The 19,438-nt window shown below is 45.4% G+C and carries 18 protein-coding genes; 5 read left to right on the top strand and 13 right to left on the bottom strand.

Going from position 1 to position 19,438, the window contains the following annotated elements; genetic code table 11:
• Positions 1-110: 110 nt before the first annotated feature.
• The 3 genes from spoT to gmk all read right to left on the bottom strand — a co-directional run bounded on the left by spoT (position 111) and on the right by gmk (position 3,268).
• The gene (spoT, locus tag FKN05_RS13745) at positions 111-2,231 is read right to left on the bottom strand and encodes a bifunctional GTP diphosphokinase/guanosine-3',5'-bis pyrophosphate 3'-pyrophosphohydrolase (protein ID WP_170887761.1); all 2,121 of its coding nucleotides are present in this window, start codon (positions 2,229-2,231) and stop codon (positions 111-113) included.
• Between the two features lie 38 nt (positions 2,232-2,269).
• Complete coding sequence (gene rpoZ, locus FKN05_RS13740) at positions 2,270-2,542, bottom strand: DNA-directed RNA polymerase subunit omega (protein ID WP_099610251.1); 273 nt, start codon at positions 2,540-2,542, stop codon at positions 2,270-2,272.
• A 102-nt stretch (positions 2,543-2,644) separates the two neighbouring features.
• Complete coding sequence (gmk, locus tag FKN05_RS13735; RefSeq protein ID WP_099610252.1) at positions 2,645-3,268, bottom strand: guanylate kinase; 624 nt, start codon at positions 3,266-3,268, stop codon at positions 2,645-2,647.
• 357 nt (positions 3,269-3,625) lie between these two features.
• On the opposite strand from gmk, the gene FKN05_RS13730 reads away from it, so the two are divergent.
• On the top strand, positions 3,626-4,300 hold the full coding sequence (locus tag FKN05_RS13730; RefSeq protein WP_099610253.1) for a 7-cyano-7-deazaguanine/7-aminomethyl-7-deazaguanine transporter: 675 nt from the start codon (positions 3,626-3,628) through the stop codon (positions 4,298-4,300).
• Positions 4,301-4,372: 72 nt separating this feature from the next.
• On the opposite strand, the gene FKN05_RS13725 is transcribed toward FKN05_RS13730, so the two are convergent.
• Both FKN05_RS13725 and FKN05_RS13720 read right to left on the bottom strand, forming a co-directional pair.
• On the bottom strand, positions 4,373-6,076 hold the full coding sequence (locus tag FKN05_RS13725) for a sodium:solute symporter family protein (protein ID WP_170887760.1): 1,704 nt from the start codon (positions 6,074-6,076) through the stop codon (positions 4,373-4,375).
• Between the two features lie 12 nt (positions 6,077-6,088).
• Entirely contained in the window at positions 6,089-6,355 is a 267-nt protein-coding gene (locus FKN05_RS13720) for a DUF4212 domain-containing protein (protein WP_170887759.1), read from the bottom strand.
• A gap of 389 nt (positions 6,356-6,744) precedes the next feature.
• Between FKN05_RS13720 and FKN05_RS13715 the strand changes: the two genes are divergently transcribed.
• Complete coding sequence (locus tag FKN05_RS13715) at positions 6,745-8,496, top strand: potassium/proton antiporter (protein WP_170887758.1); 1,752 nt, start codon at positions 6,745-6,747, stop codon at positions 8,494-8,496.
• On the opposite strand, the gene FKN05_RS13710 is transcribed toward FKN05_RS13715, so the two are convergent.
• From FKN05_RS13710 to FKN05_RS13705, 3 genes are all read right to left on the bottom strand, one after another.
• Entirely contained in the window at positions 8,497-9,126 is a 630-nt protein-coding gene (locus FKN05_RS13710; RefSeq protein WP_161427017.1) for a response regulator transcription factor, read from the bottom strand.
• A gap of 4 nt (positions 9,127-9,130) precedes the next feature.
• A complete protein-coding gene (locus FKN05_RS16795) occupies positions 9,131-9,253 on the bottom strand; it encodes a hypothetical protein (RefSeq protein ID WP_272870160.1) in 123 nt (40 codons plus the stop codon).
• Between the two features lie 67 nt (positions 9,254-9,320).
• Complete coding sequence (locus FKN05_RS13705; protein WP_170887757.1) at positions 9,321-11,087, bottom strand: protein-disulfide reductase DsbD; 1,767 nt, start codon at positions 11,085-11,087, stop codon at positions 9,321-9,323.
• A gap of 185 nt (positions 11,088-11,272) precedes the next feature.
• Between FKN05_RS13705 and pdxY the strand changes: the two genes are divergently transcribed.
• Positions 11,273-12,145 carry a pyridoxal kinase PdxY gene (gene pdxY / locus FKN05_RS13700; RefSeq protein WP_170887756.1) on the top strand — a complete coding sequence of 291 codons (873 nt, stop codon included), beginning with the start codon at positions 11,273-11,275 and terminating at the stop codon, positions 12,143-12,145.
• Positions 12,146-12,222: 77 nt separating this feature from the next.
• On the opposite strand, the gene FKN05_RS13695 is transcribed toward pdxY, so the two are convergent.
• Together FKN05_RS13695 and aspA are read right to left on the bottom strand one after the other, a co-directional pair.
• Positions 12,223-13,536, bottom strand: coding sequence for an anaerobic C4-dicarboxylate transporter family protein (locus tag FKN05_RS13695; protein WP_170887755.1), 1,314 nt, complete (start codon positions 13,534-13,536; stop codon positions 12,223-12,225).
• A gap of 208 nt (positions 13,537-13,744) precedes the next feature.
• On the bottom strand, positions 13,745-15,196 hold the full coding sequence (aspA, locus tag FKN05_RS13690; protein ID WP_161427020.1) for an aspartate ammonia-lyase: 1,452 nt from the start codon (positions 15,194-15,196) through the stop codon (positions 13,745-13,747).
• A gap of 467 nt (positions 15,197-15,663) precedes the next feature.
• Here aspA and FKN05_RS13685 point away from each other — a divergent pair, with 467 nt between their 5' ends.
• Together FKN05_RS13685 and FKN05_RS13680 are read left to right on the top strand one after the other, a co-directional pair.
• Entirely contained in the window at positions 15,664-16,158 is a 495-nt protein-coding gene (locus FKN05_RS13685; protein ID WP_170887754.1) for an FxsA family protein, read from the top strand.
• Positions 16,159-16,481: 323 nt separating this feature from the next.
• Entirely contained in the window at positions 16,482-16,694 is a 213-nt protein-coding gene (locus tag FKN05_RS13680; protein ID WP_099610260.1) for a cold-shock protein, read from the top strand.
• 124 nt (positions 16,695-16,818) lie between these two features.
• Here FKN05_RS13680 and FKN05_RS13675 read toward each other — a convergent pair whose 3' ends face one another.
• The 3 genes from FKN05_RS13675 to FKN05_RS13665 are packed head-to-tail and all read right to left on the bottom strand — an operon-like array spanning position 16,819 to position 19,400.
• A complete protein-coding gene (locus FKN05_RS13675; RefSeq protein WP_099610261.1) occupies positions 16,819-17,292 on the bottom strand; it encodes a tRNA (cytidine(34)-2'-O)-methyltransferase in 474 nt (157 codons plus the stop codon).
• A gap of 42 nt (positions 17,293-17,334) precedes the next feature.
• Complete coding sequence (gene cpxA, locus FKN05_RS13670; RefSeq protein WP_170887753.1) at positions 17,335-18,714, bottom strand: envelope stress sensor histidine kinase CpxA; 1,380 nt, start codon at positions 18,712-18,714, stop codon at positions 17,335-17,337.
• Positions 18,714-19,400 (bottom strand): response regulator, encoded by a 687-nt coding sequence (locus tag FKN05_RS13665; RefSeq protein WP_099610263.1) that lies wholly within the window; start codon positions 19,398-19,400, stop codon positions 18,714-18,716. Before FKN05_RS13665 ends, cpxA begins: the two co-directional genes overlap by 1 nt.
• Positions 19,401-19,438: the final 38 nt, after the last annotated feature.

Raw genomic sequence — 19,438 nt, 5'->3', positions numbered from 1 at the left:
ATGGGTATCAGTTTTTGTGTCTACGCTGCGCAAGTGTGATCAGCAGCCGTGACATCTTGATCAATAAAAAGCCCTTGTTGTGATGCAAGGGCTCAATTCGTCGGGGGCGCTTAGTACCGTCTGCGCCGAACTTTAAGCGTATTAGGCATAACGCGGATTTTACGCATGATATTGGCTAAATGGACACGATCTTTGGTGGTGAGTAATACCATCACCGTATACAGCCGACCATCACGCTCTTCGGTTGAAAGCCCGTGAATATTGGAACCTGTATTGGAGATCACATTGGTGAGATCGGCCAAGGCACCTTGCCGGTTGTGCATATCTACCCGTAATTCGGTAATGAACTCTTGATCGTAATCTTTTGTCCATTCGACGGCCATATACTTATCGGGTTCTTTTTGATAACCGCGCACGTTAGGGCAGGTTTCTCTATGTACCACAAGGCCGCGTCCCGGAGAGACATGAGCAATAATCGAATCATCAGGAATCGGATGACAACAGTTGGCGAAGGTTAATAAAATGCCTTCTGCGCCACGAATCGGGAGTTTTTTCTTCGGCGTGCCATCTTTATGGATGCTCTCTGTCAATTCATCAGCGTCACCTAATAAACGGCGGGCAATGACAATGCTCATCAGTTCACCGAGGCCGATGGCAGCGAGTAGATCGTCCTCTGTTGCCAGTTTAAGCCCAGTCAAAACATGCTTGATGTTGTCTTGGCTGATATCGCTGAGTGAGAAATCGCCGAGTGCATGATTGAGTAAGCGACGACCTAAGGTGATCGACTCTTCTCTGCGCATGGTTTTTAATACTTGGCGAATTTTGGTTCTGGCCCTTGAGGTGACTACATAGTTGAGCCAAGCGGCATTCGGCCTTGCGCCTGGCGCGCTGATGATTTCAACCGTTTGGCCATTTTTTAGCGCTTTACTTAGAGGATAAGGCGTACGATCAACTCGCGCGCCAACGCAGGTGTTGCCGACATCGGTATGCACAGCATAGGCAAAATCGACTGCGGTGGCTCCCGCCGGTAGTTCGACAATCCGTCCTTTCGGGGTGAAAACGTAAATCTCATCAGGGAAGAGATCAGATTTAACATTTTCAATAAACTCAAACGAGTTGCCCGCACTTTGTTGTAACTCGAGCAAGCTTTGCATCCAACGCTGCGCTTTAACTTGGGCGGTCGTGCCACCGCGCTCTCCATTGGTTTTATATGACCAATGGGCCGCGACCCCTTTGTCGGCCATTTGATCCATATCTTCGGTACGAATCTGAACCTCAACAGGCACGCCATGTGGCCCAACCATCGAGGTATGCAGAGACTGATAACCATTGGCTTTCGGTACCGCAATGTAATCTTTGACACGACCCGGACGTGGTTTATACAGGCTATGCACTTGGCCCAATACGCGATAACAGGTATCGGCGCTATCGACAATGACTCGAAATGCATAAATATCCATAATGGTATGGAAGCGTTGCTCTTTGGTTTTCATCTTGTTGTAGATGGAATAAAGATTTTTTTCGCGTCCAACCACTCGTGCAGGCAAATGAACGTCATGTAATCGACCTTCAATTTCACTGTGGATGCGTTGAATCATCTCTTTACGGTTGCCCCGTGCCGCTTTTACGACTTCTTTTAGCACTCGATAGCGGTTGGGATATAGGGCTTCAAAACCGAGTTCTTCTAGCTCTGTTTTGATATTGTGGATGCCGAGCCGGTGTGCAAGCGGGGCGTAGATCTCTAAGGTTTCACGAGCAATACGGCGTTTTTTATCCGGTCGTAATGCACCTAAAGTACGCATGTTATGTGTACGATCCGAGAGTTTGATTAAAATCACGCGGATGTCTTGCACCATAGCAAGCACCATTTTACGAAAATTTTCCGCTTGCGCTTCTTTACGGTCTCGGAACTTAAGTTTGTCTAGTTTGGAAACTCCATCGACCAGTTCAGCAACGGCGGTACCAAATTGGTTTTCCAGTTCTTCTTTGGTTGCAGGCGTATCTTCAATGACATCGTGGAGTAGGGCTGCTTGGAGCGTTTCTAGATCCAAGCGCATTTCTGCCAGAATTCGAGCGACGGCAACCGGATGAATAATATAAGGTTCCCCGCTGGAACGGGTTTGCCCCTCATGCGCATCTCTTGCCACGATATAAGATTGGCGCAGAGCCTCTATTTGAGGCTCTGTGAGATATTCTTGGGCAACATCTTTGAGGCTGTCGAATAGATACAAATTTCAGGCCCGAATGTTGAGTGATTCCTGAGACAGAATCAGCGGTTGTGCACGATGCTGCTAACCGCGGCTAGTTCTGCTGCTTCTTGCTCTTGTTGCTCTTGGCGCTCACGAGCATCCAGTACGTCTTTTGTGATAAGACCTTCTTCGATTTCGCGTAAAGCGATAACCGTGGTTTTATCGTTCTCTTCTGGCACTAGAGCGTCTTTACCACCAGTTTGAATTTGACGAGCGCGGCGAGCCGCAATCAGAACTAAGTCGAAACGGTTGCCAACTTTTTCAACAGCGTCTTGAACAGTTACGCGTGCCATGAGAACTCCAAATAGTTAACTAAAATATGATTGACGAGAAAGTATACAGCCTAACGTTAATAGATACTAGCGGCAGGCGGTGACCAATTTATTGTTACGGAATTAGTCCGCTAAAAGTGCGGAAAGCATGCTGCTATATTTAGCCGCTTGCTTATCTTGCTTCAATCTTTCCGCGCGCAAGATGGCTTTAAAATCGACTAACGCGGCATCGAAATCGTCATTGATGATGACGTAATCGTATTCACGGTAGTGAGAAATTTCTGAACGTGCTTCACTCATACGTTTTGCGATAACGCTTTCGCTATCTTGGCCGCGAGTGTTTAACCTGCGCGCTAACTCTTCTTTTGAAGGCGGAAGAATAAATACACTTCTTGCGTGTGGCATCTGTTCGCGGATTTGACGAGCGCCTTGCCAGTCGATATCTAAGAACACATCAATGCCTTTGCTCAGCATTTCTTCAATCCATACCCGAGAGGTTCCATAATAGTTACCGAATACCTCGGCATATTCAAGAAATTCGCCTTTTTCAATTAAGGTTTCAAAATGGGTTTTTTCGACAAAGTGGTAGTGTACACCGTCTTGTTCACCGGGGCGCATATCGCGAGTGGTGTGCGAGATCGACACTTTCATCGCGTAAGTTGGATTTTGTTCCAATAATGCCGCGATCAGGCTCGATTTTCCTGCGCCACTTGGGGCTGAGACAATGTAAAGAGTACCGTTACCCATTTGTTTGATTCCACTTTTGGTTGGGAGACAAGTGAAAAACGAAGCTTTCACTATGCTAAAGCTAGCACTGACCGAGTTATTTTGACACAGAAAGTGGTTATTTTGGTCAGAAAAATGGAGGCGAAGATTAGCATGATCGGAAGGATCTTCTCAAGTAAAAGCTGAGTTGATGCCTGTCTATTGATAAAATAAAGGTCAAACGTTTGCTTGAGATTAGGGGCTTGCAGGGGCGAGTGGTTAAGGTATAATCGCCGCCCTTAATGGGAAATGCGACTGCTTTCCTGAGTAATAACGATATGACAGCTTCGGCTGCGATTTGGGTTCCCTCACCCCCAAACCAAACGAAAAAGGTTCAATATGAGTCATTTTACCCCCGCGCAACAGCGCAAAGCGTTAACTTACTTGGTGCTATTCCATTTAGTGATTATCGCTTCTAGCAATTATTTAGTGCAAATCCCGTTTACGATTTTCGGTTTTCATACCACTTGGGGTGCGTTTACTTTTCCATTTATTTTTTTAGCGACCGATTTAACGGTACGTATTTTTGGTGCTGGACTGGCTCGGAAAATTATTTTTTGGGTGATGTTACCCGCCTTGCTGGTCTCTTACCTGCTGTCTGTGGTTTTTTATGAGGGGCAGTTTCAAGGCTTTGCCCCTTTGGGTGATTTTAACCTGTTTGTCGCTCGTATCGCAGCGGCCAGCTTTATGGCTTATTTGTTAGGTCAGATTATGGATGTGCATGTCTTTAATCGGTTACGCCAAATGAAGCAGTGGTGGGTGGCACCGACAGCCTCAACTTTGTTTGGTAATGCGTTGGATACGGTAGCTTTTTTTGCGATTGCATTCTATCAAAGCCCCGACCCTTTCATGGCACAGCACTGGACAGAGATTGCTCTCGTGGATTACAGTTTTAAATTGATCATCAGTTTAGGCTTATTTGTACCCATGTATGGGGTGCTGCTAAATTACTTGATTGGTAAACTGACCTTAGTGAACCCAGCATTATCATCACAGCAAGTGCCCAGTAACTAAATCATCGCATTACGAAGAAATAATTAAAAAGCCCAGAAAACGCTGGGCTTTGATCATGCTTGTTTCTATTGGCTAGTGGTTATGAGCTTCACCAGCCCCTTTAGGATAACGAATCGACTCGACCATCTCCTGTACATCGTCTGGTACTTGTGCGGTAAATTTATTGACCACCATGGCGACAACGAAGTTGAGGCACATACCGAGCGTCCCAATCCCTTCTGGGCTGATCCCGAACCACCAGTTATCCGGCGTACTCGCGGTTGGGTTGATGAATTTAAAGTAGATAATATAAGCAGCGGTAAAAATGACGCCAACGATCATGCCACTGATGGCCCCTTCTTTATTCATCTTTTTATAGAAAATACCTAAGATAATGGCAGGGAAGAAGGAGGCGGCGGCTAATCCAAAGGCGAAAGCGACGACTTCAGCAACAAAGCCCGGAGGGTTAATCCCCAAATAACCGGCACCGATAATCGCTACTGCTGACGCTAGCCGCGCGGCTAAAAGCTCTTGTTTATCGCTCATGTTGGGTTTAAAGCCTTTTTTGAGTAGATCATGTGAAATGGCGGTTGATATTACAAGTAATAATCCGGCCGCCGTTGAAAGGGCCGCCGCTAGGCCACCGGCAGCAAGCAGAGCAACAACCCAGTTGGGGAGTTGTGCGAGTTCTGGTGAGGCAAGCACAATGATATCTCGGTTTATTTGCATTTCATTTCGCTCATCTCCTGAGTAGAACATTTTGCCATCGCCATTTTTATCTTCCCATTTGACTAATCCTGTACTCTCCCAGTTTTGATACCAGCTTGGCGCTTCAGCTGCGGTCACCCCTTGCATGTCTGGGCCATTGATGGTGTCTATCATATTTACTCGCGCAAAGGCGGCGACAGCGGGAGCCGTGGTGTATAAAAAAGAGATAAATAGTAGAGCCCAACCGGCAGAAATGCGTGCATCGGAAACTTTAGGGACGGTAAAAAAGCGAATAATAACGTGAGGAAGTCCGGCGGTTCCGACCATTAATGCGGCACAAATAAAGAACACATCGACCATACTCTTGGTTCCGTCGGTATAAGCATTGAAGCCTAACTCCTGAGTTAAACCATCTAATCGAGTGAGGAGGTATTCATCACTGCCCGAAAGTGTTGATCCAAAACCAACTTGTGGAATAGGGCTACCTGTCATCATCAGTGAGGTGAAGATAGCAGGCACCATAAAGGCAAAAATCAAGACGCAGTATTGAGCCACTTGGGTATAAGTAATTCCTTTCATGCCACCCATCACGGCATAGAAGAACACAATCGCCATACCGATGATAATCCCTAGGTTAATATCCACTTCTAGGAAGCGGGCAAAGACGACCCCGACACCGCGCATTTGTCCGGCAACGTAGGTGAATGAGACAAAAATGGCGCAAAATACCGCAACCATTCGCGCAGTACGAGAATAGTAACGATCGCCGATAAAATCGGGCACGGTAAATTTACCAAATTTACGCAGGTAAGGCGCGAGGCATAGGGCGAGTAAAACATACCCTCCTGTCCAGCCGAGCAAGTAAACGGTACCATCGTAACCGACAAAAGAGATGATACCTGCCATTGAAATAAAAGAAGCCGCTGACATCCAGTCAGCAGCCGTTGCCATGCCATTGGCCACAGGATGGACGCCGCCGCCAGCGACATAAAATTCACTGGTTGAGCCCGCTCGAGCCCAGACTGCAATCCCGATGTAGAGGGCAAAGGTGATGCCGACCAAAATAAAGGTCCAAGTTTGAATATCCATATGATCCACCTTTTAGTCTTCCTGAACTTGGTATTTTTTATCAAGCGCGTTCATACGCCAGACATAGACAAAGATTAAGGCGACAAAGGTGTAGATGGCACCTTGTTGTGCAAACCAAAATCCTAATTTAAAGCCGCCGAATTGAATGTTATTTAGGGGTTCGACGAATAAAATGCCTGCCCCATAAGAGACGGCAAACCAGATGGCGAGTAGTGAGCCCATGATGGTTAAGTTTTCTTTCCAGTAGGCTTGTGCGTGTTGGGTTGATTCGAACGCCATAACCTTCTCCTTTGCGATAGTAATGGGTGTTAAAATTTTGTTAACACCTGTAGGTTAGCAGTCTTTCGGTAAGGGATCTGTGCAACTTTAGTCTGGCGTTTTTTTTATTTTATTTTTTTATATTCAGTTGGTTATGTTTATTTTTTGATTTTATTTGCTGAGGTTGGTTGATGAATGTAGCCAAAAGTATAATAAGCCAGCTGAATGGCTGACTAAACAGAGCGGTGTGGTGGTATCAACGTTTTGTGAAGAAGAGAAAGGGTGTGCCTGACATTATTTACGTAAAGTTTTCGTTAAGAGGTTATGAATTCGTGCACAATACTGAGTGAAATTAGATTAACATAGTGATGCGTAGGGCTAGGGTATGATGGATACAATTGGGAGGATAAGTGGACGCAATAACAATTAATGGCTTTTTTCTGGTGGGTGCCTTACTGATTGCATTAAGTGTATTGCTAAGCCCTGTCTCTTCTAAGTTAGGAATCCCCATTCTGTTAGTGTTCTTAGTTGTCGGTATGCTTGCTGGAGAAGATGGCGTCGGGGGGATTGTTTTTGATAATTACTCGCTTGCTTATTTGGTGAGTAATCTCGCTCTGGCCATTATTTTACTTGATGGGGGAATGCGCACACGTGTCAGCAGCTTTCGTGTCGCATTTTGGCCTTCTGTTTCGTTGGCAACCTTTGGTGTAGCAGCAACGACCTTGTTAACAGGGTTGATGGCGACTTGGCTATTTGATCTGACCTTGTTGCAAGGTGTGTTGGTTGGCGCGATCGTTGGCTCGACCGATGCGGCGGCCGTTTTCTCTTTGCTGAAAGGGAGAAGTTTAAATGAACGGGTAGGTGCCACGCTGGAAATTGAGTCAGGCACTAACGATCCGATGGCGGTATTTTTAACCGTGACGCTGATTACGGTGCTTGGTCATCAAGGAGTGGAATTAAGCGCTGGGTTTTTGGCGTTAAGCTTTGTGCAGCAATTTGGGATAGGCGCAGTGCTCGGTTTAGTGGGTGGGTGGTTGCTCTGGAAACTGATTAACAAAACGCAATTACCAGAAGGACTTTATTCCATCCTGACGGTCAGCGGTGGACTGATTATTTTTGCCCTTTCTAATGCGTTAGGGGGCAGTGGAATTTTGTCTATCTATTTGGTGGGGCTCTTGCTTGGTAACCGCCCAACGCGTAGTCGTCATTCAATACTCAATGTGCTTGATGGCATGACCTGGCTCGCTCAAATCGGTATGTTCTTGGTGTTAGGCTTATTGGTGACGCCGTCTAATCTGATGGCTATTATGTTGCCCGGGTTGGCGTTGGCGTTCGGGATGATTTTCTTTGCTCGACCGCTCTCGGTTTGGATTGGATTGTTGCCGTTTAAGAGCTTTACTGCGCGTGAAAAATGGTTTGTCTCTTGGGTTGGTTTAAGAGGGGCGGTGCCTATTATTTTAGCGGTTTTTCCAATGATGGCTGGATTACCAGAGGCGCAACTCTACTTCAATTTAGCGTTTTTCGTGGTCATGGTCTCCTTGGTTGTGCAGGGCGGTACATTGACTAAGGCGATGAGTTTGGCGAAAGTTGAGTTGCCTCCGAAACCAGAACCGATTTATCGGACCGGTGTCGAGGCTTTTCCTACGAGTGAATGGGAGCTTTTTGTTTACACGCTAAAGCAAGATAAATGGTGCATCGGTGAACCGCTGCGTAACTTATTTATGCCGGAAGGAACTCGGATCGCTGCAGTATTTCGTCAACAGCAACTGTTACACCCTTCCGGCAGTACTCAGTTGCAAGAAGGCGACATTCTGTGTGTGTTAGGGCAAGAAAAAGATCTTCAAGCATTGAGTCAACTATTTAGCGAAGCACCGGAAAAAGCCTCTTTATCACGTTTCTTTGGGGATTTTTTCTTAGATATTGACGCTAAGTTGGTCGATGTTGCGCTACTGTATGGGTTGGATCTTGGTCAGCTCGATCATCAAATGACGCTGCGAGAATTGGTGACTGAGCATTTGGGTACCACTCCTGTCTTAGGCGACCAGTTTGAGTGGTATGGCTTACACTGGATCGTGGCGGATGTGGTGGATTGGCAGGTTACCAAGGTGGGTTTGCGGTTGCCTTTATCTTCTGAAGTGGCTGAAGGAAGCTTAGACCATTAATTATTCATGCACCTGCTTTAATAAAATAACGGCCTGTGTCCGATTCTTCACGCCAAGTTTGCGGAAAATGGCCGTCATATGCGCCTTAATGGTTGCCTCAGAAACATTCAGTTCATAGGCGATCTGCTTATTGAGCAGCCCATCAGATAACATGCCTAACACTTTGTATTGTTGTGGCGTTAATGCGGCAAGCTTTTCGGTCAAATCGTCACAAGCGGCGTGATTGGTAATCAACCCTTCTGGAAAATAGGGATCACCATTGAGGACTTGATTAAGCGCATTGATCAAAGTTCGCATATCACTCGACTTAGGGATAAAGCCGAAAGCACCGTGGGTTTTTACTTGTGACACGATGGTCGGTTCTTCATTGGCAGACACGACCACAATCGGTAGCTCCGGGTATTCGGATCGCAATTGAATTAATCCTGACATGCCATTGGCTCCGGGCATTTTTAAATCCAGCAACAGTAAATCAGGGTCTGCTTGTTTGTCTAATAGACTCAGGAGAGCCGTTAGTGAGTCAGCTTCCAGAAGGTTGGCTCCGCTGACAGCCATATGTACGGATTGGAAGAGCGCATTACGAAATAGCGGATGGTCATCTGCAATAATGATGGTGTAGCTTGAGTCCATGATGTTAATTACTTTTGACTATTTGGTTATCGAAATTATTACCTTGTTTGACTTGAGGGACAATCGCGAGACATAAAAACTCTGAACTGTATCCCTCTTTTTGCTGATTCACGGCCAAATTATTCATAGCCAAACCATTCACGGCTAAACCATAGCGCCAAACGAGTGATGGCCCAGTGTAGCGATGAAGATGGTTATAGGTTGAACTTATCCAGATGAGCGAGAAAAGGTTCTTCAGGCATAAATCCGCTGATTCGGGCTTGAGGAAGCCGTTGTCCTTGAACATCCCAGAAAACAATGGTGGGTAAGCCTAATACTTCAAGGTATTTCAATAACTCAATGTCTTGCGGTTGGTTCTTTGTGACATCGGCTTGCAGTAAGATAAACGGTTGCAGCTTGCTTTCAACCGATGGCCGGTGGAAGGTGTATTTTTCAAACTCTTTACACGCCACGCACCAGTCGGCATAAAAATCTAACATGACCGGCTTCCCTGCGGTTTTGGCTAATGCCAGTTGCGCTTCTAGCTCTGCAACGTTATCAATGCGTTGAAACATGGGGGCGGTTTGCTTAACTTGATAGCCGGCCGGATTGAACCAGTGGTTAAGTAGCGGCTGAGCAGATGCTAATAAGCCTAGAATGGCAATAATCCCAAGTAAACTCTGTTTCCATCCGGCAAAAGGCAGGCTATTTTTGATGTGATACAACCAGCCAAACGCCGTTAAGCCGAGGAACGACCACAGTATGGTTGACCAAAAAGAGGGTAAGATTCGTTCGAGTAAGAAAATCGGTGCAGCAAGTAATACGAAGCCAAATAACACTTTGACTCGGTTCATCCATTCTCCTGCTTTAGGCAGCAATTTATTACCAAATACGGCCACGAGAATCAACGGAATTCCCATGCCTAGTGCTAAGGCATAAAGAGCAAGCGCTCCGGTCAGCAGATCGCCACTTTGGGCAACGTATAGCAAAGCCCCTGACAGCGGCGCTGTGGTACAAGGTGAACAGACTAAACCAGAAATGATGCCCATGATAAAGACACCCCCGAGTCGGCCGCCTTGTTGCTGTTGGCTCAATTGGTTAAGTTTGGTTTGTAGTGAACTGGGAAGTTGTAAGCTGTATAAGCCAAACATCGAGAGGGCGAGGCTAATAAACAGCAGGCTTAACCCGATTAAGACATAAGGGTGTTGCAGTGCCGCCTGAAATTGTAAGCCAGCCGATGCGACGACTAAACCAAGCAAAGTGTATGTAACGGCCATCCCTTGCACATAAATAAAGCTTAATAACAAGGCGCGGCGATGAGACAGCGAGCCTCCACCGAGTACAATACTGGTGAGGATGGGGTACATAGGTAAAACACAAGGGGTAAATGCAAGCCCAATTCCGAGTAGTAAAAAGAGCAGCGGTGTCCAGCGGCTTTGGGCCAGTTGTTCAGTCAGTGAGCTTGCGGATGTCGTCGATACGGCGCTCGGCGTTAAGGACGGATTATTGTCTTGGTTGAGGGGGGTCGGTTGAGCCTTGAAAGGCGCGATCTGAATGATGCGTGTTTCTGGGGGATAGCAAAATCCTGCCTTGGCACAGCCTTGATATTCGACAATTAATTGCGCACCGGGTTGATAGCTATTTAAGGGTAACACCAGCGAGAGTGGCGCATCATAAATAGTCACCTTGCCAAAAAATTCATCTTGATAAGGTAAGCCGTCAGGTAACGTGTATTCGCCGAGTTGTGCTTTTTCGACGTGAATAGACAATTTATCTTGGTAGAGGTAATAACCTTCCTTGACTTGCCAATCGAGAAATAATTGATCATTTTGCTGGAAAAAGGCGAATGGAAAGGCGCTATCAACGGAAACAAACCGGTTTTGCGGGTTAAAATCGAAGCCACTTTTCGTCTCAAATGCAGCGAATAGCGGCGAACTAGTGACGGACGTTAAGAGTAATAAGAGAGCAAGAAACAGGCGCATTATCACAACATATGAGTTAATCGAAAACGCTACTATATACGAGCTCTTGTTGAAGATACAGTAAGTGAATTATCTTAATATTTTCTTACAAATAATTTAGACAATACAAGATTGTCAGATACACTATTTGCTTTGCGATTGACGCAGTCGCTGTCTTTGAACTTGATAACAAAAGGTTAGGAACGATGCAAGGTATCCTTACTATCCAGTCACACGTCTCTTTTGGCCATGCGGGTAACAGCAGTGCTGTTTTTCCTATGCAACGGATGGGATTTGAAGTGTGGCCCATTCATACGGTCCAATTTTCTAACCATACTCAATACCCTCAAGGTTGGACTGGACGAGCTTTTGCCGCAGAGGATATTCGAGAGCTGGTACGCGGGTTAGCCAACATTGGAGCGTTAGAAAAATGCCAAGCTGTTCTGACGGGTTATCAAGGCAGTGCCGAACAGTGTTTGGCGGTTGAAGAAACGGTCAACAAGGTGAAGCAAGCCAATGCCGAAGCGCTATACATCTGCGACCCGGTGATGTCTGCTCCAGACAAAGGCTGCATTGTGGCTCCGGGTATCAGTGACTATCTGTTAACTCGTTTGATGCCGTTGGCTGATGTTATCGTGCCGAATCAATTTGAATTAAGCCAGTTTGCTGAGATGGAGATTCAAACATTAGATGATGCGCTACTGGCTTGCCAAAAAGCCCTCAGTAAAGGGCCGAAAATGGTATTGGTGAAGCATTTATACTGTTTATCTAACACCGAGTTCCATATGTTGTTAGCGACTCAAGACGGGGTCTATTTAGCCCAACGGCCTCAATTTGAATTTGACCGAGCGCCCGTTGGGGTTGGGGATTTAATCTCCGCGCTGTTCACCGCTGGTTTAGTTAAAGGCTGGGGAGCAAAACAAGCATTTCAGCACTGCCATGATGCTTGCTACGGCGTTTTGGCGGCCACCTATCAAGCGAAAGAATGGGAGTTGCAAACCATTGCCGCGCAGCAAGAATTTGTTCAACCCAGTTTGCATTTACCGTTGCAAGTGATCACACAAGCTAACGCAGCTTAATGGTTTAATCCATTTCTGTCAGACATCAAAAAGCCGCGAGGGTAACCCTCGCGGCTTTTTGATTCGTTACACGCTGATTAGAGCAAAATATTGGCTAGAAGTAGACCAAAACCAATACTAAATACCATGCTCAATAAGCCCGGTAACATAAAGCTGTGGTTAAAGATGTACTTACCAATCCGTGTTGTTCCCGTGCGGTCGAAGTCAATCGACGCAATGATGGGGCCGTAGTTTGGAATAAAGAAGTAACCATTAACTGCCACAAATACCGCAATGATGATCGCTGGTGGTAGGCCAAGAGTAATCGCTACCGGCACCAATACTGCCGTTGTTGCGCCTTGACTGTTTACCATCACAGAAAGCGCAAATAGGGCGAAGGCAAACGTCCATGGTGCGACTTCAACCAAGCCTGAAACGGCTTCTTTCACCATATCACTGTGACCAGCAATAAAGGTGTCCCCCAACCAAGCAATACCGAAGATAGCGACAATGGCACGCATCCCGGCATGGAACACAGAACCTTGGCTAATCGCATTGCCATCAGGCTTACAGGTTAAGATGATCAGTGCCGCAATCGATAGCATGACGATTTCGATTGTATGGGCCATCCCCATTGGTGAACCATCAAAATGGGGACGTAAGCTTGGGATTGCGCCCATGAGTACGACGATAATGGCACCAAATAAGAAGAGAGAGACAGATTTTTTCGCTTGAGGCGTAATGACAATATCTTCGACTTCAACCTCTTGCTCCATTTCTGCGCGGAATTCAGGATCTTGTAGACGACGTTGATACTCAGGATCATCTTTCAGTTCTTTACCAATTTTATTGACAAAGATACAAGCGCAAGCCAAACCAAGAAAAGTACTTGGAATGGTGACCATCAGTACATCACCTAGAGTGATACCTTGTGGTTCTAAAAATGCCACGAGAGCAACCACCGCGGCAGCAATCGGGCTAGCCACAATGGCAAACTGAGAGGCGATAACCGCCATACCCAATGGGCGTTCTGGACGAATGCCACTACGACGGCTGACTTCAGCAATCACAGGGAGTACTGAGTATGCCACATGCCCAGTACCAGCCATCATCGTAAAGAAGTAGGTGACTAAAGGTGCGATAAACGTGATTTGGCGAGGGTTTTTGCGCAAAATATTGCTGGCGATTTTGATTAAGTAGTCAAGACCACCGGCCGCTTGCATAGAAGCAGCTGCGGCAACAACGGCCATAATCATTAACATAACATCGATAGGGGGGCTGGTTGGATGCATGCCAAAGCCGAAGCTCAGTATCGCAAGGCCGATCCCCCCCATCACACCAAGTCCAATACCACCAATCCTTGCACCAATTAGGATACATCCTAATACGATAAGGAACTCAATTATAAACATCTTATACTCCTAAAGATTATTAATCATTCCTAACTCCCTTTTGCTGTCGGTCAAATGAGCGAACTCATCACATTAGCTAAGGGAAACTCATTAACGACAGAAAATAAAAAAATGATTATGCCATGACATAGAATAAGTTTTTTCCATTTTTTGACCGTCAGAAAGTAAGAAGGCTCTGTTAATCAGAGCCTTCATCAATACGTTGCTACTATTCGTAGCGTTTTGCCTTATATTGAGGATGCATTAAATTCTCAACGGAGAAAATATCATCCAACTCTTCAGCACTGAGCAGACCGCGTTCAAGTACCACTTCTCGAACGCTTTTTCCTGTTTCGGCGCAGATTTTACCGACAATATCACCTTCATGGTGACCAATATAAGGGTTTAGATAAGTGACAATCCCGATAGAGTTAAAGACGTAATTCTCACAGATCTCTTTATTGACCGTAATACCATCGATACACTTATCGCGTAAGTTAACGCAAGCATTAGAAAGCAGAGAAATCGATTCAAACATCGCTTGTGCGATAACCGGTTCCATAACGTTAAGTTGTAACTGGCCCGCTTCAGCTGCATAGGTGATGGTATTGTCGTTACCAAATACTTTAAAGCACACTTGGTTAACCACTTCAGGAATCACGGGGTTTACTTTCGCTGGCATAATAGAAGAGCCGGCTTGCAATTCAGGCAGGTTAATTTCATTTAAGCCCGCACGAGGGCCAGAAGAAAGTAGTCGTAAGTCGTTACAGATCTTAGACAGTTTCATCGCCAAGCGTTTCAGTGCGCCATGGGTCATGACATACGCACCGCAGTCAGAGGTTGCTTCGATCAAGTCTTCTGCAGCAACCACTTCAAGGCCAGTCACTTCCGCTAAGTGCTTAACTGCGGCTGCTTGATAACCTGGAGCGGTGTTTAACCCAGTACCAATGGCTGTGGCACCTAAGTTAATTTCAAGCAACAGTTTTGAGGTATATTGTAGGGCGCGAATTTCTTCGTTGAGCGTCACTGCCCAAGCGTGGAATTCTTGACCCACGGTCATGGGAACCGCATCTTGCAATTGGGTGCGGCCCATTTTGAGTATCTCTTTGTACTCTTCGGCTTTGAGTTCAAAAGCCCCTTTAATATATTCAACTGATTCAATCAGTTTAAGTACGCTGTTATACACAGCAATGCGGAAGCCGGTTGGGTAAGCACAGTTGGTGGACTGACTTTTATTCACGTGATCATTTGGGTTAATGAATTCGTATTGACCTTTTTCTTTCCCCATTAGCTCGAGTGCGACGTTGGCAATTACTTCGTTAGTATTCATATTGACAGAAGTGCCTGCGCCACCTTGGAATACGTCGGATGGGAATTGATCCATGCATTTACCGGTCTCTAAAATTAGATCACAAGCTTGGATGATGTAGTTCGCTACCTCTTTCGGAATGACGCCTAACTCTTTGTTCGCCAGCGCGGCTGCTTTTTTAGTCATAATCATGCCGCGAACAAATTCAGGGACATCAGAAATGGTAACATTAGAGATATTGAAGTTTTCAATCGCACGTAATGTGTGAATACCGTAATAAGCATCAGCGGGAACATGGCGCTGACCGAGTAAATCTTCTTCGATTCGGGTTGCTTTCGGGGTGTTGATAGGGGCATCGGATAGGGTAGCCATAACAGGATCCTTAAGATAATAATTCTAACTTTAGATTGATAATGCTTAGCCACATCTGCCTTAAGAATCCATTCATCAGAATTTGGGGCTGAAAAATCTGTCCTGACTTCTTCGGGCATAATACTTGAGTGATATATAAAAAACAGGAAGTGGATCACCTTTTTTACCAATGATATGAAAAGATTTACCGGATATCACACGGCGATCTCAATCTGGGTAGAAAAAGAAGTAAACGTCTACGAATTGGCGGGAAATAGGAATGATTCTCCTTAAGCAGAATTCGTTTTTTGGCCCTAAATGTCTAACTAAAATGTGAGAAATAAGGCGGAGAAGTTGCAGTCTTTTTTTCATCACGTTACCGTGAGTGAGAATTATAAGACCAACGGTTAGCTATGGTTTATCTGTTACGTGAAGCGCTCGTTGTTAGGGTCTGTTGAGCGATAAGCTGTGTAAGTTAAGGAGCGAGTGTGTTTGCTATTTTTTTGGTTGCCTTTATAACGGTGCCGATTATCGAAATCGCTGTATTTATTCAGTTGGGGAGCTTTATCGGGCTATGGCCGACAATAGCATTTGTGGTATTAACGGCGATCGTTGGCGCATCATTGGTTCGTAGTCAGGGGATATTAACGTTGGCAGCGGTGCAGAGACGAATGCAGCAGGGTGAGTTGCCTGCTCTGCAGATCATGGAAGGGGTTATGTTGGCCGTGGCCGGTATATTATTACTCACGCCGGGCTTTGTGACCGATTTTCTTGGGTTACTTTTGTTGCTACCCGTTCCGCGCGCTTACTTGGCAAATTATTTAATGGGTAAGGTGGTGGTTCACTCCATGGACGGTGCAACGTTTTATAGCAGCAGTTCAACGTTTGACGGTCATAGCACGTCACACGGCGATACTTTTGATGGGGAGTTTGAACGTAAAAATGACGATGATGATCACGATGCGCCGCCTCGACTTAACTAGTCACCTCGACTTAACTAGTTAATAGCGTGTCGCTTGCCTCTGCGTTAGCTCTGGCCTCTGCGTTAGCTAAAGTATGGAGAATTATTTTTCAGTTTTGGAATAAAACGATTGCTTATTATCGAATAAAACCCTATAGTGTCCTGGCTCTAGAGTTAAGAGTTATTAATGAAATCAAAAGTAAAAGTAAATTCTTAGTATCCCATCGTAAAAGTTGTTGTCCTAATATTTCCCTTACCTGATTCGTTACATTAAATAATTCATGCTAAAGCGAATTGGCGCATCAGCGCATCATTCAATGAATTTTATAAATTAAGGGACAAATTATGTCTAATCAAGCAACTGGTACAGTAAAATGGTTTAACGAAACTAAAGGTTTTGGTTTCCTATCTCAAGACAACGGTGGCGCAGATGTATTCGTACATTTCAATGCTATCGCTTCTGAAGGCTTTAAAACGCTTATCGAAGGTCAAAAAGTATCGTTTATCGTTGAAAACGGTCAAAAAGGTTTACAAGCTGCTCAAGTTGTAACTCTATAATAGACTGATACTTATCAGAATATATAAAAGGTCGCTTAGGCGACCTTTTTGCTTTTCGTTAGTTTTTGTTTTGGTCTGTTTTAACGGGCGTTTAATGGTGAGTGAGAGTCATCTAAGCGCTGCGTTATTGAGCACCGTTAAATCCCATTTGTCGCCAAGCTTCAAAAGCAATGATAGCGACCGCATTAGACAAGTTAAGGCTACGAGCTTCTGGCATCATCGGAATGCGGATGCGCTGAGCCATAGGCAAACTTTCAATCAGATCGGCTGGTAGTCCTCGTGTTTCTGGGCCAAATAGCAATACATCGCCAGCTTGAAATTGTGCATCAACATGATGGCCAGTGGTCTTGGTGGTACAAGCAAAAATACGATAATGGCCACGAGTGGCTAAATAATCGAGAAAAGCTTGATAATTTTTATGACGCGTGACTCGCGCTAAATCATGATAGTCCAACCCAGCACGGCGAACTTTTTTCTCTTCTAAATCAAAGCCTAATGGCTCAATTAGATGCAAGTTTGCCCCACAGTTCGCCGATAAACGGATGATGTTCCCAGTATTGGGGGCAATTTCTGGTTCATAAAGAGCAATGTCAAACATAGTGAGCTACTTTTTTCAATGGAGTCGCTGAGTATACCTGACTCAAGGCTGGATCGGTAACGTGACTTGTACTTTTAGCCCGCCTAATGAGCTACGGCTGGCGATCACTTGGCCACTGTGTTGGCGAATCGCACTTTCTGTAATCGCTAGCCCTAATCCGGTTCCCCCACTGTGTCGGTCACGAGCGGTTGAAACGCGATAGAACGGTCGGAAAATATCATTTAATTCATGCTCGGGAACGCCGGAGCCATTATCTTCGACGGTGATAGTGAGTTGATGAGGCTCGGCGATAAAGCGTACTTCAATATGATCAGTACCATAAGTAATTGCATTTCGAACCACGTTATCCAAAGCGCTCATTAAGAGTTTGGGATTACCTGAAATGTACCGTTCTGGAATCGGATCACGAATCAGCGTTTTGTGCATTTGTTCCGCTTCAAACTGTGCATCCTCTAGGATCGCCTCCCATAAACTGCTTAATGGTTGAATCTCTCGACTAAGATGGCTATTGGTTTGCATGCGTGAGAGCGTGAGTAGCTCACCAATCATACGCTCTAACCGCTGAGCTTCGGTATCGATTCGTTCTAATTCACTACTTTGTCCTTGCTTTCGAGTGGCTAAGGCATTGGCCATGCGCAGGCGAGTGAGTGGTGAACGCAATTCGTGGGAGATATCTGACAATAAACGTTGTTGGCCAGAAATCATCAGATTGACGGCTTCAACCATCTGATTAAAACTACGCCCTGCTTGACGAAATTCTGTGGTGCCTCTTTCTAGATTAGGGTCAACCACAAATTCTCCCCTTGCGACTCGCTGTGCCGCCGAGGCAAGCCGTTGGGCTGGTTGACTGAGTGCCCAAGCGAGCCAGAGTAATAATGGCGTACTGACTAGCATGACCGACAGTAAAAGATGCAAGGGTTTGTCAAATAAGCGTAATAAGAAGGGCGGTGGCTCATCCCAGCGTAAACCGATATACAGTAATAAATCTTGTTGAGCGAGATGAATGGGCACCGGGCCTGAGATCATATAGCGTCCATATAAACGTTGTTGAGGTTTGTCAATGGATTCGATACTGGTGGTGAAATTTCTGAGTGCTTTGAGTTTAAAATCTTCATGCCGTTTAGTGGTGAGTATATTTCCCTCTTGATCGGCGATAAAAAAACGAGGGCGGGTGTCATTATGCATATTTCCCATTGCTTCCAACTGAGCAATGATACTGGATAATTGAGTTTGCTTACTAAATCGATCTTCAATATTGCGTTTATAATCGAGCATGCGTTGGTGGCTATTTGCGGGCAAATCTCGGGATTTTCTCGGATCGAGATGTGGGAGAGACAGCACTGCGATAATCACCAATAACATGGTTAGCCAGAAAATAGCAAAAATACGTCCGTATAAGTTATTGATTTTAGGAAGACGCATTAATCCTCCTGAACCATTAAGTAGCCACGACCCCGTAAGGTTTTGATCCGTGGTTTGTTATCGGATCGAGCCGGTAATTTTTTTCGTAAATTAGAAACATGCATATCAATGGCTCGATCAAAGGCGGCGAGTCGTTTACCTAATACATCGAGGCTAAGTGCTTCTTTGGTCAATGTTTCTCCTGGGTTTTGCACAAAATGAGCCAGCAAAGCAAATTCGGTACTGGTTAAGTCTAACAGTTGGCCTTGGCAGTAGGCTTCTTGTTTACCGGGATAGAGTTGGATGTCTTGGCATTCGATAACATCAAGCGATTTATTCGCTAAATGGCTTTGTGTGCGACGTAAAATCGCACGGATACGAGCGAGAAGTTCTCGATCACTAAAAGGCTTAGGCAGGTAATCGTCGGCACCAAGTTCTAAACCGATCACTCGATCGATCTCCTCTCCCTTTGCTGTCAGCATCAAAACTGGTGTTTGCCATTGCTCCCTGAGTTTTTTCAGCGTTTCCATGCCATTTAATTTGGGCATCATGACATCCAGTAAAATCAGGTCAACATGCTCATTTAGAGCTTCAAGCCCAGATAACCCATCATTGGCCTCTGAGACTTCAAACCCTTCATAACTCAGCACTTCTTTGAGCAAGCTGGTCAGTTCTGTATCATCATCAATCAGAAGAATATGTGCCATAAATGCCTCTTCATTCACATCAGGTTAGTGATAGTTTA

The organism is Vibrio sp. 1-1(7), from assembly GCF_013048485.1.
Taxonomy (GTDB): domain Bacteria; phylum Pseudomonadota; class Gammaproteobacteria; order Enterobacterales; family Vibrionaceae; genus Vibrio; species Vibrio fujianensis.
Note: the sequence above shows the minus strand (reverse complement) of the source record. Positions and strands in the feature narration are given on the sequence as shown.